The sequence below is a fragment of the Tessaracoccus sp. O5.2 genome (genome assembly GCF_964266725.1).
GTDB classification, from domain to species: Bacteria; Actinomycetota; Actinomycetes; order Propionibacteriales; family Propionibacteriaceae; genus Arachnia; species Arachnia lapidicapta.
Window position 1 is genome coordinate 1 of the sequence record NZ_CAXWGV010000015.1, and the last position, 24,713, is coordinate 24,713.

At 64.8% G+C, this 24,713-nt stretch carries 22 protein-coding genes and 1 pseudogene; 4 read left to right on the forward strand and 19 right to left on the reverse strand.

Annotation, left to right across the window (positions count from 1 at the left end; genetic code table 11):
* Positions 1-244: 244 nt before the first annotated feature.
* Positions 245-379: a hypothetical protein gene (locus ACFQPD_RS07415; RefSeq protein WP_385899803.1), complete on the reverse strand. Its 135-nt coding sequence runs from the start codon at positions 377-379 to the stop codon at positions 245-247.
* A gap of 145 nt (positions 380-524) precedes the next feature.
* Here ACFQPD_RS07415 and ACFQPD_RS07420 point away from each other — a divergent pair, with 145 nt between their 5' ends.
* Complete coding sequence (locus ACFQPD_RS07420; RefSeq protein WP_385899805.1) at positions 525-1,040, forward strand: hypothetical protein; 516 nt, start codon at positions 525-527, stop codon at positions 1,038-1,040.
* Positions 1,041-1,079: 39 nt separating this feature from the next.
* On the opposite strand, the gene ACFQPD_RS07425 is transcribed toward ACFQPD_RS07420, so the two are convergent.
* The 3 genes from ACFQPD_RS07425 to ACFQPD_RS07435 form a co-directional block, all read right to left on the reverse strand.
* Positions 1,080-1,445: a hypothetical protein gene (locus tag ACFQPD_RS07425; protein ID WP_385899806.1), complete on the reverse strand. Its 366-nt coding sequence runs from the start codon at positions 1,443-1,445 to the stop codon at positions 1,080-1,082.
* Positions 1,446-1,567: 122 nt separating this feature from the next.
* Entirely contained in the window at positions 1,568-1,855 is a 288-nt protein-coding gene (locus ACFQPD_RS07430) for a HigA family addiction module antitoxin (RefSeq protein ID WP_385899808.1), read from the reverse strand.
* Between the two features lie 16 nt (positions 1,856-1,871).
* Complete coding sequence (locus ACFQPD_RS07435; RefSeq protein ID WP_129459402.1) at positions 1,872-2,150, reverse strand: type II toxin-antitoxin system RelE/ParE family toxin; 279 nt, start codon at positions 2,148-2,150, stop codon at positions 1,872-1,874.
* 188 nt (positions 2,151-2,338) lie between these two features.
* On the opposite strand from ACFQPD_RS07435, the gene ACFQPD_RS07440 reads away from it, so the two are divergent.
* Positions 2,339-2,992 carry a hypothetical protein gene (locus ACFQPD_RS07440; protein ID WP_385899810.1) on the forward strand — a complete coding sequence of 218 codons (654 nt, stop codon included), beginning with the start codon at positions 2,339-2,341 and terminating at the stop codon, positions 2,990-2,992.
* Positions 2,993-3,034: 42 nt separating this feature from the next.
* Here ACFQPD_RS07440 and ACFQPD_RS07445 read toward each other — a convergent pair whose 3' ends face one another.
* Entirely contained in the window at positions 3,035-3,436 is a 402-nt protein-coding gene (locus ACFQPD_RS07445) for a type II toxin-antitoxin system VapC family toxin (RefSeq protein ID WP_385899811.1), read from the reverse strand.
* Positions 3,423-3,653, reverse strand: a complete 231-nt coding sequence (locus tag ACFQPD_RS07450; RefSeq protein ID WP_385899813.1) for a hypothetical protein — start codon at positions 3,651-3,653, stop codon at positions 3,423-3,425. The genes ACFQPD_RS07445 and ACFQPD_RS07450 overlap by 14 nt, the downstream gene beginning before the upstream one ends.
* A gap of 275 nt (positions 3,654-3,928) precedes the next feature.
* Between ACFQPD_RS07450 and ACFQPD_RS07455 the strand changes: the two genes are divergently transcribed.
* The gene (locus ACFQPD_RS07455; protein WP_385899815.1) at positions 3,929-5,512 is read left to right on the forward strand and encodes an SDR family NAD(P)-dependent oxidoreductase; all 1,584 of its coding nucleotides are present in this window, start codon (positions 3,929-3,931) and stop codon (positions 5,510-5,512) included.
* Here the strand turns inward: ACFQPD_RS07455 and ACFQPD_RS07460 are convergent.
* Positions 5,491-6,090 carry an AAA family ATPase gene (locus tag ACFQPD_RS07460; RefSeq protein WP_385899817.1) on the reverse strand — a complete coding sequence of 200 codons (600 nt, stop codon included), beginning with the start codon at positions 6,088-6,090 and terminating at the stop codon, positions 5,491-5,493. The genes ACFQPD_RS07455 and ACFQPD_RS07460 overlap by 22 nt on opposite strands.
* A gap of 170 nt (positions 6,091-6,260) precedes the next feature.
* The gene (locus ACFQPD_RS07465) at positions 6,261-6,440 is read right to left on the reverse strand and encodes an AraC family transcriptional regulator (protein ID WP_385899819.1); all 180 of its coding nucleotides are present in this window, start codon (positions 6,438-6,440) and stop codon (positions 6,261-6,263) included.
* Positions 6,441-6,660: 220 nt separating this feature from the next.
* Between ACFQPD_RS07465 and ACFQPD_RS07470 the strand changes: the two genes are divergently transcribed.
* Positions 6,661-7,128, forward strand: coding sequence for an isochorismatase family protein (locus ACFQPD_RS07470; RefSeq protein ID WP_385899855.1), 468 nt, complete (start codon positions 6,661-6,663; stop codon positions 7,126-7,128).
* Positions 7,129-7,213: 85 nt separating this feature from the next.
* On the opposite strand, the gene ACFQPD_RS07475 is transcribed toward ACFQPD_RS07470, so the two are convergent.
* The 11 genes and pseudogenes from ACFQPD_RS07475 to ACFQPD_RS07525 form a co-directional block, all read right to left on the reverse strand.
* The gene (locus ACFQPD_RS07475; protein WP_385899821.1) at positions 7,214-8,440 is read right to left on the reverse strand and encodes an ATP-binding protein; all 1,227 of its coding nucleotides are present in this window, start codon (positions 8,438-8,440) and stop codon (positions 7,214-7,216) included.
* 222 nt (positions 8,441-8,662) lie between these two features.
* The gene (locus ACFQPD_RS07480; protein WP_385899822.1) at positions 8,663-9,544 is read right to left on the reverse strand and encodes a 3'-5' exonuclease; all 882 of its coding nucleotides are present in this window, start codon (positions 9,542-9,544) and stop codon (positions 8,663-8,665) included.
* 305 nt (positions 9,545-9,849) lie between these two features.
* Entirely contained in the window at positions 9,850-11,307 is a 1,458-nt protein-coding gene (locus tag ACFQPD_RS07485) for a hypothetical protein (RefSeq protein ID WP_385899823.1), read from the reverse strand.
* Entirely contained in the window at positions 11,304-12,092 is a 789-nt protein-coding gene (locus ACFQPD_RS07490; RefSeq protein WP_385899824.1) for a TatD family hydrolase, read from the reverse strand. Before ACFQPD_RS07490 ends, ACFQPD_RS07485 begins: the two co-directional genes overlap by 4 nt.
* On the reverse strand, positions 12,092-13,390 hold the full coding sequence (locus tag ACFQPD_RS07495) for a hypothetical protein (protein ID WP_385899825.1): 1,299 nt from the start codon (positions 13,388-13,390) through the stop codon (positions 12,092-12,094). Before ACFQPD_RS07495 ends, ACFQPD_RS07490 begins: the two co-directional genes overlap by 1 nt.
* On the reverse strand, positions 13,387-14,226 hold the full coding sequence (locus ACFQPD_RS07500; RefSeq protein ID WP_385899827.1) for a hypothetical protein: 840 nt from the start codon (positions 14,224-14,226) through the stop codon (positions 13,387-13,389). The genes ACFQPD_RS07495 and ACFQPD_RS07500 overlap by 4 nt, the downstream gene beginning before the upstream one ends.
* The gene (locus tag ACFQPD_RS07505) at positions 14,216-16,102 is read right to left on the reverse strand and encodes a P-loop NTPase fold protein (protein ID WP_385899829.1); all 1,887 of its coding nucleotides are present in this window, start codon (positions 16,100-16,102) and stop codon (positions 14,216-14,218) included. The genes ACFQPD_RS07500 and ACFQPD_RS07505 overlap by 11 nt, the downstream gene beginning before the upstream one ends.
* The gene (locus tag ACFQPD_RS07510) at positions 16,099-18,876 is read right to left on the reverse strand and encodes a DEAD/DEAH box helicase family protein (RefSeq protein ID WP_385899830.1); all 2,778 of its coding nucleotides are present in this window, start codon (positions 18,874-18,876) and stop codon (positions 16,099-16,101) included. Before ACFQPD_RS07510 ends, ACFQPD_RS07505 begins: the two co-directional genes overlap by 4 nt.
* Before the next feature lie 206 nt (positions 18,877-19,082).
* Positions 19,083-20,909: a site-specific DNA-methyltransferase gene (locus ACFQPD_RS07515; protein WP_385899832.1), complete on the reverse strand. Its 1,827-nt coding sequence runs from the start codon at positions 20,907-20,909 to the stop codon at positions 19,083-19,085.
* Between the two features lie 60 nt (positions 20,910-20,969).
* Positions 20,970-23,867: an SNF2-related protein gene (locus ACFQPD_RS07520; protein WP_385899834.1), complete on the reverse strand. Its 2,898-nt coding sequence runs from the start codon at positions 23,865-23,867 to the stop codon at positions 20,970-20,972.
* Positions 23,868-23,878: 11 nt separating this feature from the next.
* Positions 23,879-24,625: pseudogene (locus ACFQPD_RS07525) on the reverse strand (SNF2-related protein); the annotation flags it as partial.
* Between the last annotated feature and the right edge of the window lie 88 nt (positions 24,626-24,713).

Consider the following 24,713-nt stretch of genomic DNA (forward strand, 5'->3'; position numbering starts at 1 on the left):
GATCTGCCTCCCCACGACCAGCGGGCGCACGGTCTGCCGCAAGACCTCAAACAGCGATCAGAAGAGGAGAGTGCTGACCCGCCAGCCGCTACAGGACCGAGCCTGCCAGAAGCTCGGCTGGAACCCATTAGAAGCGGATGTTCGGTGAGGGACTACTGGCGGCAGGTGCGGCGTCTTCGTCTTCAGCCCTCTGGAGGCCACCTTCTTGGCGTTCTTTGGCGTGGGTACACCAGAGTGCAGGGACTCACCAGTCAAGCTCGGTCGAGCCCGCGTCGACGCCCTCCGCGAGGGCGCGCCGGATCGAATCGGCCAGCCCCGGTACCGACTTAAGCAACAGCGTCTCCTGGATGGCGAGCCAGTCCTCCTCGCCGATGAGCACCGCGTTGCCACGCTGGCCGGTGATGGTCAGCCTTCAGCGTTGACCACATGCTCCACGACGAACAATTCGGGTTGACGGGGCGCTGGAGGAGGATTGCAGGGCACGACTTCGGACCCGCAGCGGACTCGTGGTGTATGCATGGTTCATGAAGCTGCGCCTCGCTGTTGTCGCCACCGTCTTCGTCACTGTTGGCTGCACGGTCGACCCGGCACCCGAACCCACCTTCTCCCCGACGGAGAACAACCCAGCCCCGACCAGCCCGACGTCCACCCTCTCGGCAGCACCGGATCCCTCGATGTCCGCGGCGACGGAGACGTTCGTAGCGCCGGAGAAACTCGAGGGCGAGGTCGCCCGGATTACCTACCTCGATAACGCTGCAGTAGCCGCACAGGGCGCCACCCCTGACCCGAAACTGGCCTACCAGATGCGGGCGTCCTGTGTCGGAGAAGGCTCGATCACCCCAGAACTTTGGGTCAAGGGCGTCAAGGTCGCCGACAGCGCGACCTGGGAATGTTCGGATGAACTCCCCGCCGCAGTCAACGTTGATGCGGCTGTGCCGCCACTTGATAGCAGCGACGAAGTGGAGATCCGCTTCAAGGAGCTCTTCACCAACCAAGAAGCCTGGGCTGTGCTGGAGCCCGCGCCTCTCAGCGAGGAGTAAAGCGTGGAACCAGCGGGATAGGCGGATGCCCGCTGAGGATTAGGCTTTCTCCTCAGAGTCGCCGTCGGCGAAGTGCAGCAACGCCATGTTGTCGGGCAACTCGCCGGAGTCGAGCAGTCTGCTCGGATCCGCACCGTGTTCGATCGCGCGGCGCACCAGATGTCCAGCTGCTGCCCTCGCGAGGTGACCAGGCTCCCAAATCGTTCCGGTGACACGCTCGCGCTGATCTCCATGCTCAGCACGTCGCCGATTCTCGACTTCCCTCGAGAGCTCGCTCATGCACTCATCGAACTCCCGCTCATTGTCGAAGGCGCTGACCAGCACATGACGGCGTTCTCGGCGGAGCGGGTCGTAGCGGTAGTGGTGTACAACCCACCGCATCATCGAATCGTCCTGCGGATCCACCCTTGACATGATCGAAACCTATCTGCGACCGGGCCCTGGGGGCGCTACCGCACTGATGGCGGGGTGAAAGCGATCGGATCAGCGCCAAAGGCACGAGTGACCCGCGGCATTTGCGGATGTTGTCAGGCGACGGGGTCGAGCCTGCGGACGGTGGGTATTCCGGCGGCACGCTCGGCCGCGAGGTCATAAGCCGACTGCAGGGCCAGCCAAACGCGGGCGGTACCAACGCCTGCTCCCTCCAGTCGAACAGCAAGGTTGGGGCTCACGCGGGCATGGCCGTGCAGGACTCGGCTCAACGTCACCCGGGAGATCCCGAGCCTGGACGCGGCCTCCCCGACACTCAGCCCGAGGTCGGCCAGCACGTCCTCGCGAAGGATCTCGCCGGGATGGACCGGGGTCTTCATCACCATGTTGTCCACCTCCTGGTCAGTGGTAGTCCTGATAGTCGACGAGTTCGACGTCGCTCTCAACGAAGCGGAACGTCACTCGCCAGTTGCCGTTCACCCAGATCGACCAGTGCCCGGCCAGGTCCCCTTTGAGGGGGTGGGTCCGAAACGACGGGATCGCGAGGTCGTCGGGGGTCTGTGCCACGTCCAGCAGCGACAAGATGCGAAGCAACTTGGGGATGTGAGTCGCTTGAACACCCTTCTTCGAACCGTCGCGATACAGCCGCTCCAGACCCTTGTGCCGGAAGCTGACGATCACAAAAACCATCGTATCGCGTAGCGCTACACGATACAAGCCCCGCCCATGTGACTTCGTCCCTGAGCCGACCACACCGAGTGCGCACGGCCGCCCAACCCGCACGTGGCGCCTTCTAAGGTCCGGCTCCCAGTAGGGATCGCGCCTTGCGGCATCATGAGCGCACGACGGTCTGGGGCAGACTGGTTGGGGTGACGAACATAGTGCCCGCGAGCGACGCGAAGTCGGCTGAGTGGCTGCTGCAACCAGGTGCTGAGTGGTGGCATCTCGTGCGCTATGGGCCGCCGGGGTTTGACGTCTATGTGCGCGTCGCCTTCCCAGAAGACGACGAGGAAGAAGACACCGTCCGCGCAGCTCTGGTCACCTTGGCCTCCCACACGTCCACACCGGACAGGGGCAACGTGGCCGTGTGGGAAGGCTGGAACGGCCACCCGAACCCACCTTCAGCGCCGCGCCTGGAGATTCCCAACCGAAAGATGCTGCTCTTCACCGGCCCTCTCGAGATGCTGCGTGATGCTCCGGCGCTGGCTTGGGGAGAGACGCCAGGTATCCATGTCCCGCCTCACCTGGTGTGGCCCGCGGATCAAAGTTGGTGCTTGGCGTGCGAGGTCGACGAGGAAATCGAGTTCACCGTCGGCTGCTCCGATCGGGTAGCCCATGCCCTTGCCAGCGCGTTCCCGGGCAGGGTTCGACGGGTGCGGTACGGGGAAGAGGCTCCGCTCTACCGCGACGAGGTGGACGCACCACTCAACGACGCTGGTTCTCGGTCGACCGAAGAAGTCATCTACATGCCGCTTCCGCGCGGGATCCATGGCGGTGCCCCAAGGGCCACCGAGGATGCCTGAAGCGCAAGCATCAGATCCTCGATCTGCGCGGCAACCGCGACGTCAACGATGGGTCTTGACGACCTCGATGGTGCAGCGTGGGCCGGTGGATCGTGCGAGGCGCCTGTCGCCGGTGAGCAGGGGCGCCTGGAGTGCTTCGGCGAGGGCAACGTAGGCGGCGTCGTAGATGGTGAGATTGTCCCGAAGTTCCCAACAGCGCCACAGCAGCGAGGTGTGCTCGACGCGCTGGAGTGGCAGCTCCTGCAGGTCGTCAAGAGCAAGCCTGACCCGGCGCGGGTCCAGGTGGCCGCCGCGGGCCAGGCCGCGCCACACCGAGGCCACTTCGAGGTCGATGAGTGCGGGTGCGGCGAGTTGTTCACCGCGCAGCCTGTCCCGCACTGTGTCACCGTCCGGGCCGTCATCGAGAAGGGCGACGGCCAGGACGCTGGCGTCAATGACGAGCACGATCGGACCGCAACGTGCTTACCGCGTCGGCCAGTGGCAGCGATCCGCCGGCGCGCCCGCCGGCCCTGGCCAACACCTCGTCCAGCGTCGGTTGGGCGGCTTCGGTGATCAGCTTCGAGCGCAGGTATTCCTGCAGTGACTGGTGCGCCGAGGCCGCCCGCTGTCGCAGCACGGCGTGCGTGTCGTCCGGCACGTCCTTGATCTGAATGTTCGGCATGGAGCCATTATGGCGCCATTCGCGCCGTTATGGAAGCGCACGCTATTCGGCAGTTGAGCGAGATCATGACCCTGGGCGTCAACTCACGACCGACTCTGGGCAGATGCGCCAGCTCATGCTCGTGTTGTCTCCCAAGTCGGCGCCTCCGATTAACGAGGGCAGGGGGATGGGGACTCCAGGCACCGCGCATGCGCCACCCACATGGATGCCTTGGCTTCGACTTACCCACGAGGCTGTGAAGTGCCTATCGCCGAACCCTGAGTACGCTGAGCGCCGTGTCGAATTCGTCAGCGCCCGAGCCCACTGCAGCACCCGCCACGCCGTCGGCCGGCCGCGGAGTCGACGCTGACGACCTGGCCGCGACACTGCGGGTCCTGGGCACCATCCACGAGCTCGACGAGGCCCACCCCGACTTCGTGGCCGTCCGACGGGCGACCAGCAGGATGTTCAAGTCGGTCAAGCGCCACCGCCGAGGCGTCAGGCGAGCGGCGATCCAGGACAACGACAAGGCGATCGTCGCCGGGACAGCCACGGGGGCACCCGACCGCATCGACGATGAGACGCGGGGGCTTGCGCTCACGTCAGGCGTCGAGGCGCCGACGGCCGGGACGCTCATGAAAGCCCGGCCCTGCTACATCTGCAAGCAGCGCTACACCCTGGTGGACGCGTTCTACCACCAGCTCTGCCCCGCGTGTGCGGCCATGAGTCACGCCAAGCGCGCGGCGCGGACGGACCTGACGGGCAAGCGCGCGCTACTGACCGGAGGTCGGGCCAAGATCGGGATGCACATCGCGCTCCGGCTGCTGCGCGATGGTGCCCACACCACGATCACCACCCGGTTCCCGCGCGATGCGGTGCGACGCTTCGCGGCGATGCCTGACGCCGCCGACTGGCTGCATCGGCTCCATGTGGTCGGCATCGACCTCCGTGATCCCTCACAGGTCATCGCCTTGGCCGACGCAGTGGCAGCCCGGGGCCCGCTGGACATCCTGATCAACAACGCGGCGCAGACCGTACGACGCTCGCCTGGTGCGTACGCGCCCCTCGTCGACGCCGAGTCGATCCCGATCCCTGACGGACTGTGGCCCGACGGCCAAGGCGCAGAACTCCTGACGTTCGGGCACGCACGGGATCTGCATCCTCTGGCACTGGCGGAGTCGGTCAAGGCGCACCCGCTGCTCGCAGCGGTGGACGCGTCGGTCACCGGCTCGGAGTCAACTCACGCGGATGCCGAGGCCGCGGCCCGCCACGCCCAGCACCTGACAGACATGGCCCTGGCACCGGGCTCGTCGTCGCTGGCGCGGCTGGCCGACGGCTCAGCGATCGACGCGGGAGGGCTCGTTCCCGACCTTCACCACTCGAACAGCTGGGTCCAGGGCATCGGTGAGGTGGACGCGCTCGAGATGCTCGAGGTGCAGCTCTGCAACGAGACGGCGCCGTTCATCCTCATCAGCCGCCTGCGGCCGCGCCTGGCCGAGGCGGCGAGAAGCGTGGCGAGGGGTCCCGCCAGGGCGTACGTGGTCAACGTGTCAGCGATGGAGGGGGTCTTCGAGCGCGGCTACAAGGGTCCCGGCCACCCGCACACCAACATGGCGAAGGCGGCGGTCAACATGCTGACCCGGACGAGCGCGCGGGAGATGTTCGAGTCCGACGGCATCCTGATGACCAGCGTCGACACCGGATGGATCACCGACGAGCGCCCGCACCCCACGAAGGTTCGGCTGGCCGAGGAGGGGTTCCATGCGCCCTTGGATCTGGTCGACGGAGCCGCCCGGGTCTACGACCCGATCGTTCGCGGGCAGGCCGGCGACGACCTGTTCGGCGTCTTCCTGAAGGACTACGCGCCCTCACGTTGGTAGGCGATGCCTCCGGGCGACGACGCCGCCAGCGGCCCGGCGAACCACGCGCGCCCCTCACGGTGCGAGGTCAGCCGGACAACGGGCAGGTCGGGGCGCTCGTTCATCAGCGCGACGATTCGTTCGGCCGTCCGGCGGCGGGTCTTCCACGCCCAGCGGACGATGTGGTCGGGTTCGGTCGCCACGGTCCACAGCGCCGGCTCGCGGTTGCCGTTCCACAGCATTTCGCGGCGCAGCCGACGGCGCAGCGTCCGCATCGTGACCTGCCGCATCACCGTGGCGACGGGCAGATCCAGCCACACCATCAGATCGGCCCGGGAGGCGAGGACGGCGCGGACGCTGCTGTACTGCCATTCGGTCACCCAGTGCTCCTCCCCCACCAGCGCATGGACGTCCTCCACGAACGACTCCCGGGGAGTCCAGTTGGGGCCGTGATAGAGCGCGTCGATCTCCACATGACCGACGCCCAACTGATGTGCGATGCGAGAGGCCCAGGTCGTCTTCCCGGACCCGGAGGTCCCCGCCACCAGCACGCGTTGCGGGCGCCACGGAAGTGACTGATCGAAGGTGAGCACAGGCACCCCGCCAGCCTGACACATCACACGGCGCACGCGACGCCCGGACACGCTAGGGACGACCCGTAGACCGAAGTCTGGCCGGCCGGAAGCGTGTCACGTCAAGGAGGCCGAGAATCGCTGGCGGTAGGAGGTCGGCGTGGTCGCGTAGGTGGCGCTGAAGTTCTGCCTGAACGTCACGACGCTGTGGTGCCCGTGGCCGCGGCGAACCGGTGGGTGCAGTTGCGACGGCTCATGCGCGCGTGTGCCGCGAGATCGTCGACCGTGAGCTCGTGGTCGAGGTGGGCCTGGTCACCGTCGCGGTGGGGCGCGACGACGAGGTTGAGGGCGACGGTCGCCGCGGCGGCGGAGTCCATTGGGAGCGGACGATGTGCAGGCAGGCGTCGATGGCCGACGCGGTGCCGGCCGAGGTGAGGACGTCACCGTGGTCGACGTAGAGCCCGGCTGGCTGCACCGTCACCTCGGGGCGACGGCGGGCGAGCGCCCCCGCCGCGCGAGCAGACGCTCGCCAACATCGTGGCCGCACTCGAGGTGGCGGAGCAGCAGGAGCTGCCCGTTGTCGTCGTGTAGCACGAGCTGCCGCAGGGCGCACCAGTCTTCGCCGTCGGCAGCGTGAGCTGGTCGCTGCACTCCGAGATCGAGCGACGCATGGACCCGACGTGGAAACGCGTCAGCAAGGACAAGGGCAGTGTCTTCGCCGGCACCGACGTGGCCCAGTGGTTGGCCGAACGTGACGTCGACACCATCACGATCGTCGGCTACATGACCAACAACTGCGACATCGCCACGGCCGTGGGCGCCGACGAGCTCGGCCTGGCTGCAGAGATACTCTCCGACGCCACCGGCGCCATCCACCTGGCCAACGAGGCCGGCCGGGTCTCCGCGGAACGGCTCCACGAGACCCTGCTCGTGCTCCTGCACTCCAACTTCGCCCCCGTCGCCACCACCCAGGCATGGGCTACGGCCGTCACCGCCCGCCACGCCCTTCCCAAGAGCGATCTGGGTACCTCCGCGACACAGGGTCGCGCTGCCTTCGGCGCATGAGCGTATCCCAGCCTCGACCACAAGGCCGGTCAGCGCCAAGAGGCTGGGCGCGCCGACACCTCGCGGCATGTTGTGGTTGCGACAGTCATTGCGGGGCCCCGGGTGTGACGGGAGTCCACAGCCGGTCGATGGGCATGACGTGCAGCCGGTCGGCATAGGTGTAGGAACGGGTTCCAGTCGTGAGGATGATCCCCCCGGCGAACCTGGACCCGAGGGCGTCGCGGAGTTGACCGAGACCGCGGAAGTCGCCGCCAGGTGCGCGTTCGCTGGCCTTGACCTCAAACGCAATGACAGTGCCGTCGTCGTACTCGATGACCAGGTCGATTTCGGCACCATCGCTGGTCCTCCAGTGGCCAAGGGCGACGGGCTCGTCGAGCCAGGAAGCCTGCTTGCGAATCTCGCCGACGACGAAGGTCTCCAGCAGGTGGCCGAAGTCGGTGAGTGATGCCGGGTCGAGTCGGGTGAGCTTGTCTGGCGTCAGTCGAAGCAGCCGGGCGGCCAGTCCGGAGTCGACGACGTGGACCTTGGGTTTGACGCTGACCCGTGAGCGCAGGGTCTTGCCCCACGCTGGCAGCCGGACCACGAGGAAAAGGTCTTCGAGCAGCCGCAGGTGACCTTCTACGGTGGCTCGACTGACGCCGAGCCTCTCAGCAGCAGCAGAGACGTTGAGCAGTTGCCCGGTCTGTGCCGCAATCAGACCCAGCAGGTCGGTCATGGCTTGTCGTTCACGGATTCGGCTCAGCTCCAGAGCGTCCCTCTCGACCGATGCCCGCACGAAGTCATCGAACCATCGGGCTCGGGCCGCGCCGGAGCGTCGCAGGGCCAGGGGCAGGCCCCCGGCGCAGACACGCTCCACATAGTCCTGACGCGTCGTCGTCGAGGAGGGAATCCGGCCGACCACACCCGCAGGATCGGCAGGCAACACCTCGATGAGGTTCTCGCTCACCCCCGCGATCTCACCTTGGGACAGCGGCCAGATGGTCAGGGAGTGCAACCGTCCCGTGAGGGCCTGCGCCGTTGCGGGCAGGGCGTCCTGCCGGGTCGATCCCGTGATCACGGCGGTTCCGGGTAGGCTGCCCTCGCGATTCAGTCTCGCTTTGAGCGCGTCCAGGATGTCGGGCACCCGCTGATACTCGTCGACACACACCGGTGCCGCACCAACGACGACCGAGGCCAGATTCCCCACGACCGCCTCGCGCACCTCGACATCGTCCAGGTCGAGAACCGAACCTCCTGCATCGGTGGCGAACCTCCGCAACACCGTGGACTTACCCACCGAGCGGGGGCCGTGCAGAGCGATCACGGGTTCCACCGCGACCAGCCCCGTCAGGAGTTCACCCACCCTACGCGGGACGAGAGTGTCGAGGACCATGGATCAAACCTAGCAGACATGAAGTTTGCAACTACACAAACGTGAGGGCTTGAGCTCAGCAAACGTGAGCACATCAACGCGCGATCTTGTTCGACCGATCGCCAGGCAGATCCGGACCGTGAGCCAGTCCCTCACCAGGCCCCGGACTGGTGGCAACACCGCTCAGGCGGAGGCTGGCAGCAGCGAAGACGGCGTGCCGCTGTACGTCACGACCAGCTCGTCGCGTGCCCTCGACGCCGCCACGTACAGCAGCGACCGTTCCCTCAGCTGCGCCTCGCTGAGCTCCTCGTCGTCGTAGTCGTAGGCCTTCAATCCCATCGGCATCGAGTCCTTGCTCAGCCCGAACAGCAGCACCCGCGCGAACTCCGTGCCCTTCGCCCGGTGCATCGTCAACGCCACCGGGTAGCCGGGCTTCACGGTGCCGGCCTCCAGCGCCCGGACCTCGACGCCCCGCTCCCCCAGCCCGTCGACGACGCGGTCGCGGGTCACCCGGTCGCGCACCAACACCGCGACCGTCTCCGGCGCAACGTCCCCACTGCCCACCCAGGACCCGACGAGGTCAGCCGCGAAGTCCAGCTCCGCCGTGAGTGTCGGGAACGACCGCACCTCCGGCTTCGGACCCGTGCGCGCCGACAGGTAGCCGACCATGGTCTCGGCCTCGCCGTCGGAATCGACGACCTCCTGCCCCGTCAGCACGCCGACGGCCCACGCCAGGTTCTGCGCCGTGGTGCGGTAGTTGAGCTTCCACCCCCGCGACCGCCCCTGCGTCCGGATCCCATACGCCGAGAGCATCAGCTTCTGCCCGTAGATCCGCTGGTGGGCGTCCTCCGCGATGAAGATGTCGTTGGCTGCCTCGGCCGCCAGCGCCCGGACCAGCTGCCAGTGGCACGGCTTGAAGTCCTGCCCCTCGTCGACCAGCACGTGCCGGGCGGGTCGCTGCCCCGTCGCCTCGAGGTGGGCTGGGGCGATGGAGGCGGCCTCCGCGAAGTCGAGCGTGCCCGCCTCGCGCGCGGCGCCGCGGTAGGCCTCGACGACGGCCCACACCGCTTGCGCCCCGCCCGCGACAGCCGCACCCCGCGACCCGTCCGCGCCACCTTCAGGTAGTCGGACAGCTGCGTGATGCGGTGCGGCAGGATCACCATCTCGTACTCCGCGACCAGGAACGCGGGCTTGCGGAGCTTCTCGTCGAGGTCCCCACCGGCGCGCGGCATGGCCTGGTTTCGTCTCCCAAGCCTCTCTCGGAGCTGACAGGCCTCGTCGCCCACGTTCGCGTTAGGTTTCCATATCGGACGGCGGACACGAGTCGATCGGTAAGCTCAATCACCCAGTTGGAACCCGTCAGCATGACCTCAGCGCTCGTCCTGCTTGGCTGCGCGCTCCTGCGCGCCGAGCGGAGCACCAAGCAATCGGATGGCTTCAGAACGCACCGCCCGCTCGAGAATGTCGGCCACGATCGCGAGGTGCTGGGATTCGAATGACCCTGAGCCGTGCGACAGGGTGTTCCGTGCTCTCGTGAGTGCCGTCTGAAGCGGGAGCGCTCCCTTACCGGTGTCCGCTTTGCGAACGGCCTTGATCAGTTCGGTCTTCGTGAGTTGCTCCGAAACTTCGTCCGGCAGTCGATTCAGCAGGTCGGCAAGCGCCGAGTCAAGGCCCTGCTGTGCCTCCCGACGGAGGTTCTTGTCAATGAACGTGAAGTCGGCCCTCTCGAGAAGCGACCGGGCACGCGCCAGTACGCCCTCCCGCTTGACGCCGTACTTCTCCTTGTCCGCCTCATGCTTGGCGCGGTTCTCGAAGCCGTACGACCCCTCCAGCGCCTGCAGTAGAAGCAGAAACCTCGCACGGGGATGCTGGCCGGTGGCGGTTGCCATCGCACCGTAGGTCTCAAAGAGGGGATGCCTAGCCGCTACCTGTTGTTGCCAGGCATGCAGTAGGTCGAGCAGGCTCAGGTCGTCGCTCGCAAGGTTGACCGCCGAACGAGTCACCTCGACTGCAGCGCGGGTTGAGTTGACGGGCAGGTGGGTGATGTCCCAGCCGAACACCTGGTCGCGGTGCGAGCGCGGCGCGGCCTCGTCGACCACCGCGAGAAGGTACCGAATCTCGCGGGGGGCACCCGTCAGGAGCGAGATGAGCTGACGGAGAGGCCGCACCCACTCAAGCCACCAATCGACAACCGTCAGCGGCTCTTCTGAGGTGAGGCGTAGGACGGGGCCGAAGGCCATCCTGAACTCGTAGCCGTCGAGCGCCCGCGCACTGTAGTCGTAGCTGAAAGTCATCGACTGGCCGCCGACGCTCCAGGTGAACTTGGCGTCCTTGTCGACGGTGACTTCCCAGACTGGCTCGTCGCCGGCCTTCATAGGCATCTTGACGCGCGAGATTGGGGCGATCCCCGCGACCGATTCCAGCCCCTCGATCTGGAGTTCGATGGAGGCGTACTTCCGGTGTTCCGACGTGTCGAATGCGTCAAGCGACAGTGCTGCCAGGGCTCCCACGGCTCGGCCGTTTCCTGGGAAACTGTAGCTGAGTTCGCCGTTCATCAGGGCCATGTACGCCCCGCTTGAGAGTCGGCCCGTGAGGACGTCAAAGGTGTGCCGCTGCGGGAACGAGGCGACTCCGGTCGCCCCTTCGGACACCCACTCGATCGGTAGATCGCCGTACAGAATCCCGGTCGGGTACTTCCCCGGCTCGACGGTCAGGAGTCCCGGGATCGCCAGGTGTCCGCTCTTACGATCGGGCACCTGCCATGTGATGAGGTACTCGCCGGTCTCAAATGGCAGCTTGACTGCTGAGGTCTCCCTGGCTGGCTTCATCGGGGCGCTCCGTTCGCACGCGCAAAGGCGATCATCCGTCGAACAGCGGCAGGGAGAAGGTCTTCAACGTTTGTCTCGCCCACAAGGCGCGCCAGGTTCGCCCAGACCTGTCCGCGGACAGCTCGGGCGTCGATGCTGTAGATCCTCGCCAACGCCTGTTCGGCATCGTCGACGGAACCCGGCTGTCGCGGCAAAGTGGATGCGCGATCGCCAGACGGATGGTCGGTCTCGGTAAGAATCCGCTCGAGCGGGATCAGCGAGACGTCGGCCGGGTACTTCATACCTGCCACGTTGATCGAGAACCAGCAGCCGAGTTGGATCGCCCGCAACGTCTCGGCCTCGCTGCCGCGCCACCAATGGAGCACAGCACCCTTGATCGGCGTGCGCTCGAGCGCGTCAAGAATGCGCCCCGACATCCCCGAACTGTGGATAGAGGTGATGCGGGGCGTGCTCTGAAGCGCGCCAAGCACCGAGGTGAGCACCTTCACCTGATACACAAGGGGCACATTTGAGCGCCCGTCCAGCCCGATCTCACTCACGAAAGCTGTCGACGTGAGTAGCGAGGCAAACCTTTCGGTATCGAAGTCGTGCTGCGCCTGCCCTACGCCTGGATGGCAACCAACGCCCCAGATCGTGACCTGATCGCGGCGAGCTCTGACGGACTCGTACTCATCCAACGACCGGGTCGCCGCGAATACGACCGCGCCGAGCCGCTCGAGGTCGGCGGGGCGGGTCTTCGTGTTGATATGCGCATGCAGATCGAGCGGGGGAAGCTGGGGTGCCATCAAAAGAGTCCCCGCAATTCGTCAACTCCGCGCTGGGACAGCGCAAGCGCGTCCTGCGCGGTGTAGCCCTCCGGCAGCGACATCGCCATCACGTCGCACGGGCGGATACCCCGGTCGACGAAGTCACGGAGCGGCTCAACGATCGTCTTCTGCCGGACGAACGCGCTGTACCTGCCACCCACATCTTCGGAGAGATAGGTCGTGACATCTGGAATCCCGGCGGCGGTGAATGCTGCTCGACGGACGAGGCACCCGAAGCAGACGCCGCAGGAAGAACGGGCTGGCGCGCCGCTGTAGCGCCCATCGGTGTGTGAACAGGAGTTTGTGCTGCTGAGGTACGTCGAGGCGGCGTCGATGCCAACGGCATCTGCCACACGGCGGAACATCTCGCCCTTCGTGAGCGTCTCGAAGGGGTTCTCGATAAGGCCATGACCACCCACGCTCTGCATCAGCGCAGACAGTTCGCGTACGAAGCGCGGATGGGTGGTGTGCGTCGACAGGCTGCCTCGGCGATCGGGGCCGAGCGGCGGGTTGAGCGATGCGAAGCCGTTCTCGGCGATCCAGAGCGGCGAGCCAGCACGCTCAGCGACAGCAAGCCCGAGCGCAAGAAAGAGCAGTGAGCGCGAGCGCGTCGATGTCTCGCTGCGGAACGATGAACCGTCAAAGCGTCTCGATCCACGATGGAGGTGGAACTGATGATGCACCTGCCGGATGCCGGGTACCAGTTCGGTGATCGCGCTGACGATGCCCTGCTGCACCGGGGAGATCGCGGTGGAGCTGTACTGAGACACCAGCGAGTGGGAATGATCCCCGCCCAGCTCGACCGCGGACAACAGCGCGCCAGCGGCTGAGTCAGCACCTCCGCTCAGAAGCACCGTCCGGTCGTGGTGCTGCTCCTCGATCGGCAAGCCGGTCTCCTCGGCTGCGGGTGCCTGCATGAAGCAGAATGCCCAGTGATCACCGGACAGGAACCCGACCGTGCGGGACAGCTGTTCGGCATGCGGCGCCCAGGCTGCGGGATCGGTCACCTCAACGGTGAGATCGAAGTTCCGGGCGTTCCAACTCGAGCCTCCGGCCTCACGGTGCACTGATCGGTCAGCGGCAAGAACACCAAGCGCAATCCGGACGAGGTCGACGTTACGCGGGTTCACCACTCCAAGGCCCGCCAGGTGGGGATCGACACCGCCAGTGAAGGTGGTGCGGCCGCTGCGCGTCCAGAGGAAGACCTCGTCGAAGCTGCCGTTCTGCAGAGCCGTATCAGCAGTTGTCTCGGAGAGTGTGAGCAGTAGCCGGGTCATGACTTGACTCCGAAGATCTGCCCGATGTCGCGGATGCCGTTCTCGATGGCCTGCGCCATCTGCTGCTCGGTCGCGCCTGCCGGGTTCAGGATTGCCTGGGCCGCGTACTCCGCTGCCACATCACGGATCTGGCGTTCTAGGCTGCGGCGCTTCTCGAAGCTGGCGTCCTTGGCGTAGATGGTTGCTGACACCTCGGTAAGCGCGGTCTCCGCGATCGTTGTCTCGATCGACTTCCTAACGACATCCTCTGGTGTTGGCTGATGATCCGCAGGCTGCTCCAGGATCCACTCGACGACGGTCGCGACGATGTCGCGTTCCTCGGCATCCGCAACTGTGCTGTCGGCCTGGGACTCGAAGGCGGTCTCGATGATCCTGAGCCCGATAGCGACAGGGTCACCAAGCGCCTGCAGCTCGTCATAGTCGAGGCCAGCTTCGCGCAGGGCCTCCCGGTTGCCAGACGAGTAGTCAAGCGCAAGTCGCCCAGCTCGCCCAGCTGCCCGAGATACCCGACCGACGGAGCGGTTGGCGCCACCCGATGAGCGGCCACCGCCTCCACCTCGGGAACCGCCACCGCCACCGCCCGGGCCGTCGCTGCGCCCACCGCGTCCGCGCGAGTTGAGCAGTACGCGAAGCGCCGGCCCGAGGTCTACTCGCGGCTGCCCCGGCGTTCCGGGTCGCGGCGGATCAGAAGGGTGGTCGGCTCCGTCCGCGCCGCTCGTGTCAGCACCATCGGCGCCGCCTGTCCCACCTGGTGTATCAAGCCAAGCCGCGATGTTGTCGCGCAGGTCACGTGCGTCCTTGCCGCCGCTGCCGCCGAATGAACCGCTAGTTCCCATTGCTGCTCCACGCCTTCTCGACAACGCCCACAGATTGCTGGAGTTGCTGGTCGTCTGACCCAGCCCGCCAGGTCTCAAGCACCGGCCGATAGACCGCCTGATCCAGTGGTCGAAGCTTGATGATCGTCGCCGGTTCGACGTGGGCTGCAGGAAGACTCTTGAGCGCCGCCACAACGTTCGGCTGGGTGGTGGGCTGCTGCACAGCCAGGCGGAGAAGGCTCTCGACCGTGAACTTCTGCAGCCCGGGCTGATCGCGAGTGCGGCGTCCGAGATGGCCGACCAGGATCTGAGCGTCACTCTCTCGTAGCAGCTTTAGGGTTTCGTCGGTGACGCCTGCGCGGTCAAGCTTGAGACTGGAGGTCAGCGCAACCGCGAGGTCGCGGAGACGCTCAGGGAGTCCGGCATCGATGACCTCGATCTTGGCGAACGAGGCAGCGAGGTAGAGGTACCCGGCGATAGCGGATGCATCAAGTACGGGCGGCAGTTTGGCCCAGCGCCGGAGAGTGTCGCTGAAGTCGTCATCACGAGCGGGCTCTGGCTCCGCCTCGGTAACGACGGGCTTCTTCCTGGCGCCCCGCTCCTTCGGCGCCTCATCCTCGGAGGTCTCAGACGCTGGTTTCTCAGTCGTCTCTACGCGGCCATTCGCTGCAACGTCGAGCGCGTCGAGCTTGTCGCGCAACTGGTTCGACGCGAGCCAGCCGAGCACGGTTTCGAAGTCATCGGTGAGGATGCGCTCCAGCACCATCAGCTTGGCAACCTCATCCGGCTCCAGTTCGAACCCACGACGCCGGGCAACGGCCTGGCGTACGTTCAGGTCGTTGAGGAACCGCTTGATACGGCGCGGATTGCCGTGGAACTTCTCATAAAGGATTGGAGTCAGGCGTATAGCCGTGACAAGGTGCTCCGCCAGCAGGCTGCCATCCTCGACCTCTAGATCGTCCAGGCTGCCGCCACCTATGCGCAGCTCGTCGCACTTCGTGACGAAGGACGCATACGCCGCCTCCTCTCCGCTCAGCTCGGACTTAGCGAGCAAGAGGAAAAGATACGCCTCGGTGTCGAATCGGCTCAGCGCAGGAAGGGGAATGGTTGTCTGGACGATCTTGTGCAGGTAGAGCTTGGCCGGATCCTCATCCTCGTTTTTCGGAACCGCAGTCTTGAGCTTATGCTGGATCGCCTCGGCGACGCGATCCTCATCGGCCGCGATGACGAAGGACATGCCCTTGGCTGAGAGGAACAGCCTGATCGCCTCGAGCGTCTCGACCACGGTGTCGGGCAGACAGCGGTCGAGATCATCGACGAGCACCACCACACGCGACAGGTGGGCCAGCGCGGGATCGGCCAACAACGTCTCGAACTCTTCACGGAAAGCGGCCATGCCTTTCTCGCTGTCGAGGCTATCGGGTTCGTCGCTCACCAGCCCGAAGAGGTCATCCATGCTCGGCAGCTGCATCGTTATGGCGGTCTTCGCGGCCATCTTGACCGCCTTCGACCAGTTCACCTTGCGAACGAGCTTCTTGAAGGCTTCGAGGCCAGCCTTGCCAACCGGATCTAACTCTTTGAACTCATTGCTGAGTGCGCCGAGCACCTCAGCAATGAGGCTCTCCTTCGGGCCAACCGCCGGGTCATAGAGCCACGGCTGTGTCGGGATGACTAGAACTTTGCCAGCATCTGCGTTCCTGGAGCGCTCCGTGATCTCGGACTTGATCAGCTCCAGCACACTGGTCTTACCGCTGCCCCAAGCGCCGGACAGGCCAATCGCCACAGGGTCGAGTCCATCGTCGAAGATGGCGTCTGCGGCAGTCTCCGCCACGGCACGAAAGGCCAGCAGATCCTGGGTCGCGGGCTCGTCTGACCAGAGCGGGTAGGAGGAGGTCATAGCTTCCACGCTCCCGGTACAGCTCGTGCGTAGTTGTCGATGCCGATGGCCTCGAAGTGGCGCTTGGCGGACTTGATCTTGGCGAGCTCGGTGGGGCGGAGCCTCGAGTCGTCGAGGGTGCTCTTCGTCTCGCGGATCATGTAGATCCGGTCCTCGCCGTCCTCCTGCTTGATGATCGCCCAGTCGGGGTTGTACGGGCCGACCGGGGTGTCGATCTTGAACTTGGCGGGCAGCTTCATGAACAGCTTGATGTCCTCGCGAGAGTCAAGCAGCTCCGCGAACTGACGCTCCACGTCCGAGTCGAAGACGACGTAATCGAAGTCGGTCTTCTGGGCGTGCTGCACCTTGTACATCTGGTCGAGGAAGCGCTCCTTCTCCTCCTCGCCATCCTTCTGCAACTCGCGCAGCTCGTAGACCGAACCTGCGATCCGCTCATACTGGATGCCCTCGACCACGATCTTCGCCAGCTCGCTCTGCAGGGCACGTTTGGTCATGGCGATGAAATCGTTCGGGTTGCCGATGAACTCGCCCAGCCGCTCGCTGCCAATCAGGATGTCGACGATGGTCTTGCGAGTGAGGGAGGTCGCCTCCTGTAGTTCCGTGATGATGTCTGGCAGGTCGTAGCTGCCCTTGAGATCGGCCGAGCGGGTGCCGAGTTCTTGGCCCTTGGCACCGCCCCGCAGCACTTTGACTCCCGCGCGGGTGACCTGGATGCGCAGCGCGTCGATCTTTGGTGCCTCACGGATCGCCCGGATAGCGTCCTCGATCAGCTGGTCGCGGTCGACCCGGACGCGGTATGTGGTCTTCTGGCTGATCGTCTCCCAGAACTCCTCGAACTCCGGGGTGGAGTAGAGCTGCTTGTTGAGCACGCGCGGCTGACGCTTGCTGACCGGCTTGACGTACTGGCCGATGTTCGCGCGCTCGACCAGCTCGATGATGATCGACTCAGCCCAGACGAAGTCGACGGGGAGGCCCAGGTCGAAGCCGAGCTGGTTCGGCTGGAACTTCGAGGTGACCGCGCCGTCCTTGTCGATGAAGCCCTTGTCCTTGAGGTGCTCCCACACGAGGACGGAGCGCTGGTAGCCGAACTGGTCGTCGGTGAGCGCACCGTTCTCGTCCTGCAGCGGGATCTTCGAGAACTCGGCCCGGCGCACCCGTCCGATCTCGACACCTGCGTCCTTGTACTCGCGCTGGAGCGCATCCGCGAACTTCGTGTAAGACTCGTTCGCCACGACCGTCAGCGTCGCGACGCCCCGGTCAGCCACGCGGGTGTAGCCGTCCTCGGTCTTGGCGACGGGGAGGCGCAGTCCACGGCCGAGGGTCTGGCGCCGTTCGGTTTCTGCACCCATCTCACGAAGGGTGCAGATCTGGAAGACGTTCGGGTTGTCCCAGCCCTCGCGCAGGGCAGAGTGGCTGAAGATGAAGCGCACGGGCTCGTTTTCGTCGAGCAGCCGTTCCTTGTCTTGCATGATCAGTTCATAGGCGTCGTCATCGGCTTTCGTCGTGCCGGACGAATCCTGGAAGGTGGTCGTTTTTCCGCGCTTGATCTGGGAGAAGTACGCACGGCGAAGTTCACTCGGCGCCTGCGGCAGCAGCTCCTGGTAGCGCGCTGACTTGGCGCGCTCTTCGACGAAGACCTCGTCGAACCACTGCACGAAGTCACCGCTGGCATCGTCATTGTTCGTGCCATCACCCAAGTAGCTGGCGACCTTATCGACGAAGAAGAGGCTGAGCACCTTGATGCCCTTAGCGCGCAGCATCGACTCCTTGCGCAGGTGCTCGCGAACGGTCTCGCGGATCATCTCCTTGTAGATCGCGCCGGCCGAGGCACCGATGCTCTCCCCCTCATAGAGGAAGCCGTGCGAGGTGAGGTCCACGTAGGCGGGCTCGATGCTCATCTCGTTGATGCGCCAGCCCTCGTAGATGGGGTTGTTGGTCAGGCGTGCATCCGACAGTTCCTGGTGCTGCTTCACGCTCACGATGCGCCGCTCGAGCGAGCCATCGGCCTTGCGGCAGGAAAGCTCCAGACGGGCCGACCACGACGGCTCACGCCGCACCTCGACCAGCTTGATATACGGCGTCGCATCGGCACCCTGCTGGGCCACCTCGGCTACAACGATCTGCTTCACAAGCCCAAGGTCATGAGCGTCAACGGGGTCGAGCCGGTAGACGACGTTGCGCTGCTTCTTGTGGGTCGCGCTGCAGCGCAGCGTGAACACCGGGTCGAGCTCGCTCACGGCCGACTGAGAGAGCAGGGACTCCATGTTCTGCGGCTCGTCCATGATGACGACCGGGTGCGTCGCCTTCAGGTAGTCGATCGGCTTGAGACCGTTCAGTTTGTCCCGCGTCTGGTGGATGATGCGCGTATTCGCGTTGCCACGGATCGAGTCGATCGTCATCACCATGATCTGCACGTTGGTCGACGTCGCGAACGACTGCACCTCCTCAGCCGTCTTACCGCTATAGACCGACGAGTCGAAGGTAATGTTGCGCTTCTTGTAGAGATCTTCGAAATGCGAGCGCATGAGCCGGATGCTCGTGTTCACACCTTCACGGATCGCCACGCTCGGCACCAGGATGACGAACTTCGTGAAGTTGTACTGTGCGGCCAGCTCGAAGATGGTGCGGAGGTACACGTAGGTCTTACCCGTACCCGTCTCCATCTCGATATCGAAGTCCAGGCCGGAGTCATCGAACAGCTTCGAGGCAACCTCGAGGCCATTCTTGTCCTGCACGCGCTGCAAGTTGGCAAGCACCGTGTCGCGGTCGAGCACCAGGCGGTTTCCGACGGCGCCGACCTCCTGCGAGAGGTCGAGGTCGAGCGCGGCGTTCTCCGTCTCGTCGAACGCGGCCACCTGGCCGCGCAGCGTCGTCTCCAGCTTCTCGGCGTCCTTCGGCTGGCCGTCGAACAGATCGACGACAGACTTGATCGCGTCGAGCTGGTAGGGCTGGCTCGCGTCAAACTTGAACCCGCTGCTCATCACGCCGTCCAGAGCTCGATGCCCTTGCTCTTACAGAGCTGAGCCAGGTTGGTCTTCAACTGATCGTCACCCTGGAACGCGTCCTCTAGGACGATCAGACGGGCAGGGTCCTCGTCGACCACGGCACGCAACTGCTCGAGCGTCGGCTTGACGTGCTCGTTCAGGTAGGCGAGCACGATGCCATCACCCACCGAGCGAAGGTCAAGGCCGGCCACGTCAACCGAAGCGATCCGCTCCGTCAGGGAGTAGCCCTGCCTGAGCAGAATCTCCGCGAGGAGATCGTCTGCCGAAGCGTCGTCTGAGCTGCTCGACTCGCGCAGGTCAAACAGGTGCTGCTCGAGCTCGGTCCGGTCGACGTCACTCGAGAGCTTCCACTTCGAAAAGTTGGTGTCAGCGAGCCGGTACGAGCGGAATCCGCTGTCTCCCGACATCGTTTGACCAACACGCAGAATACGGTCCCGCGCGATATCAGCAACCGTCGCGTAACCCTCTCGACGGGCCACAGACCCTTCAGGCGTGGGCTCAGGGAGTTGGACTGAGATGAAGCTCCGATGACCAGCGTCCGCAGCGTTTGCGAGCATCACGGCATGAGCAGTTGTTCCCGATCCTGCGAAGAAGTCGAGGATAATGTCCTCCGGGCCCACCGCAAGTGAGAGCATCTTCTGCACCAATGCCGTCGGCTTTGGCGTGTCAAAAACATTATCGCCGAATAGGTCAATTATCTCCTTCTTCCCCTCCTTATTCGTTGCAACATCCGCCCAATAGTTTGTCGTTGGCTGCCCTCTGCTCTCGTGCGCATAAATGACTCGCTGAGGCACGCCATCCCCATTCTTTCCAAAGTAGACGCGCCCGCGCGCGACGAGCTCCTCATAACTCTTCTTGGGGTACGCAAAAAGCCGACGATGCACGGTGCCGCCAGGCGTATGGATATCGTACTCATAGCCCCCGCCTTTGAGCCCCTTCGACACCGTGATCGGCACAGGTCGCCACCGACCTTCAGGAAATTCAGCGGTAGGTTCCTTGTACGCGGACTTCACATACTCTTCAGAGATTGGCTCAGGGTTCACGAGCGCATCTGAGCTTCTGCCGTACGCAAGGATGTACTCTCCTTGGACAGCGACGTTCTTCGTGTCGCTCGAGATCTCCTTCTTTCGCTTCCACATAAAGGAGGCAATGAAGTTGCTCTCACCAAACACTTCGTTGCAGAGCTTTCGCAGGTTGTCTTGTTCGTTGTCGTCGATCGAAACGAAAATAATGCCGTCCTGGGTCAACAAGTTCCGCGCGAGCTTGAGCCGCGGGTACATCATGTTGAGCCAGTTGGAGTGGTAGCGCCCCTCGGTGTCGGCGTTGGTCGAGAGCTTCTTGCCCTCCTCGTTGACCTGGCGCGTCCACTCGAGGTAGGTGTCGAGGCCTTCCTTGTAGTTGTCCGGATAGACGAAGTCTTTGCCGGTGTTGTACGGCGGATCGATGTAGATCATCTTGATCTTGGCGTGGTAGTGCTTCTGCAGGATCTTGAGCACCTCGAGGTTGTCACCCTCGATGAAGATGTTCTTCGTCGTGTCCCAGTCCTTCGAGTTCTCGAAGTCCGGCTTCAGCGTCGCCGTTGTCGGTTCCTGCGCTGCTCGCAGGGCGCGCTTCTTGCCGGGCCAGAACAGTCCGAAACGCTCGGTGCTATCGGCTACGTCGCCGTCGAGCAGTTCCTTGAGTTTCTCGACATCCACCTTGCCGTCGGCGATAGCCTCGGGAATCAGATCGGCAAGCTGCGCTGCCAGCTCGGTCTGGAAGTTCGGTGTGGTGGATGGTGTTTCGTAGATCTCGTCAGTCATTCGGGTGATTCTCTTTCATGATTTTAACAATTTGCGTCGGGTTTGTGAATGCCCGGTGGTCTATGTGGCGATCCGCCATCGGATCGTGAACAGGTGCTCGGTCTCCTGGGTGCCCTGGAGCGACTGTTCAATCAGTTCGAGGTACTTGTCGGCCTCGGCGCGGAGCTTCTTGCGCGCGTCCCGGAAGTCCTCGTCGGCCTCCTCGGCACGCTGCTCCCACTTGCGGGCCTCTTTCTTGAGTCGTAGCTGCTCCATCGGGTCGTCGGCCTGCCGGGCGAGCTTGCGGGCTTCCTTTTCCTTGGCTCGGTACTCGCGGATCTTGCCTTCGTGCTCGGCCTTGCGATCCTGCTGATTGCGGTAGAGCAGTTCCTCCTGCTGGTCGTAGTAGCGGGAGTTGCGGCCCTGGACTTCCTTCTCCAGCTCCGCCCGTCGAGTGTCCAGGTGCGGCGTGAAGCGTGCCGCGTCGATCGCGTCCCGCGTCTCGCCAATTTCGATGCAGGCGAGCTCGAGGATGTCTGCGACGTATTCCTCGTCGAGCCACTGGCCGTCATCGGTCAGGGCGCCGGCGAGCATGTAGGACTCGGAGACATCCTCGTCGCGCGCCCTCATACGGAAGGTCGCAACGCTGACGGTGAGTTCGCCGCTGGTGCCCTCCAGCGCACGAATCGCGCTGCTCACACGCTCCGACTGGCCGAGAGAGAACGTCAGCTCGCGTGCCGGGGTGTCGTGGGTCTTGGCGGTCTCAACGACGTGCTGGGCCAGCGGGCTCGCGTAACGGTACTGGTGGGCGTTCTCCAGCGGCTGGGACTTGAAGAAGTAGCGCCCGGTCGGCGCGTCCTTCACCGGGGTCCGGTTCAGCACGAAGGTGCGCCCGTCGCCCTCGAAGGTGGCGTGCTGGTCGAGTTCGTGCCGGGTTACCGCGAGCAGCAAGCGCTCGAACTTGTTGAGCACCTCGCCGGACTGCGTGTCGTAGGCCTTGAGGCGATCCTGGACGTGGGGGTCGAGATTGTCGAAGACCTTCGCCTTGGCGCTGGCCATCTCGCGCGAGATCTCGCCCGCGTACTGCGCCTCCAGCTCCTTGAACGCGGAGTCCAGTTCGTCAGCGGTTCTGCAGCGGGTGAGGATGTCGCTGATCGTCTTCTCGAAGTCCAGCCCGTCCTCGATCGCGCCGAGCACCTCGTCGCTGGCGCCAAAGACGCTGGAGAACAGTTGGAACTTGTTCGTCAGCAACTCCAGGATGCGCTGCTCGGCGATGTTGCCTTTATTCGAGAAGTTCACGACCACGACGTTGTGCTTCTGCCCGAAGCGATGCACACGTCCGATGCGCTGCTCGACGCGCTGCGGGTTCCAGGGCAGGTCATAGTTGACGAGCATCGAGCAGAACTGCAGGTTGATGCCCTCGGCAGCCGCCTCGGTCGCGATCATGATCGTGCCCTCAATGCGGAAGTAGTCCACAAGCGCCTTGCGCCGATCCACGGCGGCGATGCCGGTGATCAGGTCGCCGTCTCTGTTCTTCTCCAGCCACGCCTGGTAGATCGCGGTCTGCTCCGGCCCGTTGTTCGAGCCGTTGAACAGGACGAGGCCCGCGCCACGACCGGCCTCCCGCAGTGAGCGCGCGATGTACTCCTGCGTCTTCGTCGAGTCCGTGAAGATGATGGCCTTCTCGGGAGCGCCCAGCTCACGGAGCCGCTCGAAGCCGAGGTCGAGCGCCTCTCCGAGCTTGACCGCCTTCTGGTTCTCGGTGATCGAACGGGCCAGCGCCGCATACTCGCGCAGCTCCGCAACCTCGGCGCGCATCGCCTCCAGCAACGGCTCGTCCAGTGGCAACGACGACGCACGGGCACCGGTATCCGTGCCGTCGATCTCGTCGGCCTCCTCCAGCTCCTCGCTGGTGATCTCGTCGTCGACAGCGAAGTCCGCCGCCACCAGACCGCCGCGGCCGTCGCGGCGCTGCCCAGCGGCAACCTCATCGGCCAGACGATTCGCGATGTTCTCCAACGTGCTCGCGACCGCGTAGGTCGACGAGCCGAGACGCTTGCGGATGATCAGGGCAGAGAGGTGGCGCTGGCTCCCGGCGAAGGCGAACAGCTCGTCGCGCTGCAGGTAGTCATTCACCAGGTCGTAGAGCCGCGCCTCGTCCGGCGACGGGGTGAACTCAACGGTCAGCGGCAGGCGCTTGGTGAAGTGGATGTACTTGTCCGCGTCACGCCGCAAGGTGCGCTTCGAGACTGTCGCGACACGCTCCACCAGGTCGTCACCGCCCAGGTCTCGGTTCTTGACGTACCGCTCCCGGAACGCATCAAGGGAATAGAAATAGTCCGGGTCGAAGATCGACACCAGCCCATACAGCTCCTCGAGCTTGTTCTGCAGCGGCGTCGCCGTCAGTAGTACGGACTTATGCGTGCCCGCCACGATGTGCGCCACCGCCTCCGCGGCCTTGGTCTTCCCCGTCCAGTAGTTCCGTAGCCGGTGCGCCTCGTCCGCGACCACGAGATCCCACGCCTTGAGCAGCGACGTCTCGTGCCGGAGCGCGAACTCATACGAGCAGATCAACACCTGCGCCGAGCGTCCGCCTGCTGTAGCAAGCAGCGAGTCCTTCGATTTCGGATCGAGGATGGCGGACGGGATGAGGAACTTTTCGTACAGCTCCTGCTGCCACTGCTGGCGCAGGCTCGACGGGGCGACAATCAGGATGCTGCGACGTCGCTCCGCCCAGTACTGCGTGATGACTATGCCCGCCTCGATAGTCTTTCCGAGGCCTACCTCGTCAGCGAGGATCACGCCCGGCAGGAAGGGTGTCTGCAGTGCGAACAGGGCAGCATCGATCTGATGCGGCTTAGGCTCCACCTGGGCGTCGAACAGGAGACCGGCTAGCTTGCCAACGTGGTCGTTCGCGTAGCTGCGCTGCAACTCATAGGCGAAGTACTTGGCCTGGTAGTCGGTGAGATGCGGGGTCATGCCGCTCTCGCCTGCGTCGCGATTCTGGTGACGTTGTGCGACTCGTCGATGACGACGGCGTCCCAGTGGTGGCGGCGCAGGTCATGGACGAAGCGCTCCTGCTTCAGCGTGTCGATGGAGATGATGACGCGGCGGAAGTAGGAAAACGGGTTGCGGTTGGCGGGCAGCTTCTGCTTGACGCGGGCCACGCCCTGGGAGTCGAGGCGCACGAACGGGATGGCGAAACGGCTCCACATCTCGTGCTGCATCTGCTCCAGCACGTGCCGCGGGGTGACCACCAGGATCCGCTCGCCGCGACCGCGGCGGATGAGCTCAGAGAGGATCATGCCGATCTCGAGCGTCTTGCCGAGGCCGACGGCGTCGGCCAGCAGGATGCGGGGCCGCAGCGTCGCGGGGTCGAGGGCCTTGGCGACGGCCTTGTGCTGGTAGCCGAGCTGGCGGGCGAGCATGCGGGGCGAGACGGTGAGCGAGTCGTCGCTCAGGGGGACGGCGGTCTTGCGGAGCGTGGACTCCACCCAGAGGCGGGAGCGCCGGTACTTGGGTGAGTCGTCGGCGCGGACTTGAGTGTCGCGGGGGTCGTTGAGCTTGATCCGGTCCAGCGAGGGGTAGAAGACGGCGTCCTGGCCGCGGACCAGGTCCGAGAGGCCCTGGGCGTTGAGGACAGGTCCGTCGGACGACTCGTCGACTGACGTGACCAGCCAGTCCTCGTCGCGCACCACGACGACGTTGCCGGGTGCGAAGGTGTTCGTGCTACTCATCGTGGGATGGAGCCTATCGGCCTCGGGGTCCGCACAAGTAGAGCGGGTCAGGAGATCGCCCGCCTTGCGGGATCACTGAAGCGGTCTG

What these genes read in the sequence shown, in the direction of transcription:
- ACFQPD_RS07490 (WP_385899824.1), bottom strand. Translation starts at nt 12,092, where the DNA reads ATGGCACCCCAGCTTCCCCCGCTCGATCTGCATGCGCATATCAACACG.
- ACFQPD_RS07420 (WP_385899805.1), top strand. Translation starts at nt 525, where the DNA reads ATGAAGCTGCGCCTCGCTGTTGTCGCCACCGTCTTCGTCACTGTTGGC.
- ACFQPD_RS07465 (WP_385899819.1), bottom strand. Translation starts at nt 6,440, where the DNA reads ATGGACTCCGCCGCCGCGGCGACCGTCGCCCTCAACCTCGTCGTCGCG.
- ACFQPD_RS07430 (WP_385899808.1), bottom strand. Translation starts at nt 1,855, where the DNA reads ATGGTGATGAAGACCCCGGTCCATCCCGGCGAGATCCTTCGCGAGGAC.
- ACFQPD_RS07485 (WP_385899823.1), bottom strand. Translation starts at nt 11,307, where the DNA reads ATGAAGCCAGCCAGGGAGACCTCAGCAGTCAAGCTGCCATTTGAGACC.
- ACFQPD_RS07495 (WP_385899825.1), bottom strand. Translation starts at nt 13,390, where the DNA reads ATGACCCGGCTACTGCTCACACTCTCCGAGACAACTGCTGATACGGCT.
- ACFQPD_RS07520 (WP_385899834.1), bottom strand. Translation starts at nt 23,867, where the DNA reads ATGACCCCGCATCTCACCGACTACCAGGCCAAGTACTTCGCCTATGAG.
- ACFQPD_RS07505 (WP_385899829.1), bottom strand. Translation starts at nt 16,102, where the DNA reads ATGACCTCCTCCTACCCGCTCTGGTCAGACGAGCCCGCGACCCAGGAT.
- ACFQPD_RS07515 (WP_385899832.1), bottom strand. Translation starts at nt 20,909, where the DNA reads ATGACTGACGAGATCTACGAAACACCATCCACCACACCGAACTTCCAG.
- ACFQPD_RS07500 (WP_385899827.1), bottom strand. Translation starts at nt 14,226, where the DNA reads ATGGGAACTAGCGGTTCATTCGGCGGCAGCGGCGGCAAGGACGCACGT.
- ACFQPD_RS07450 (WP_385899813.1), bottom strand. Translation starts at nt 3,653, where the DNA reads ATGCCGAACATTCAGATCAAGGACGTGCCGGACGACACGCACGCCGTG.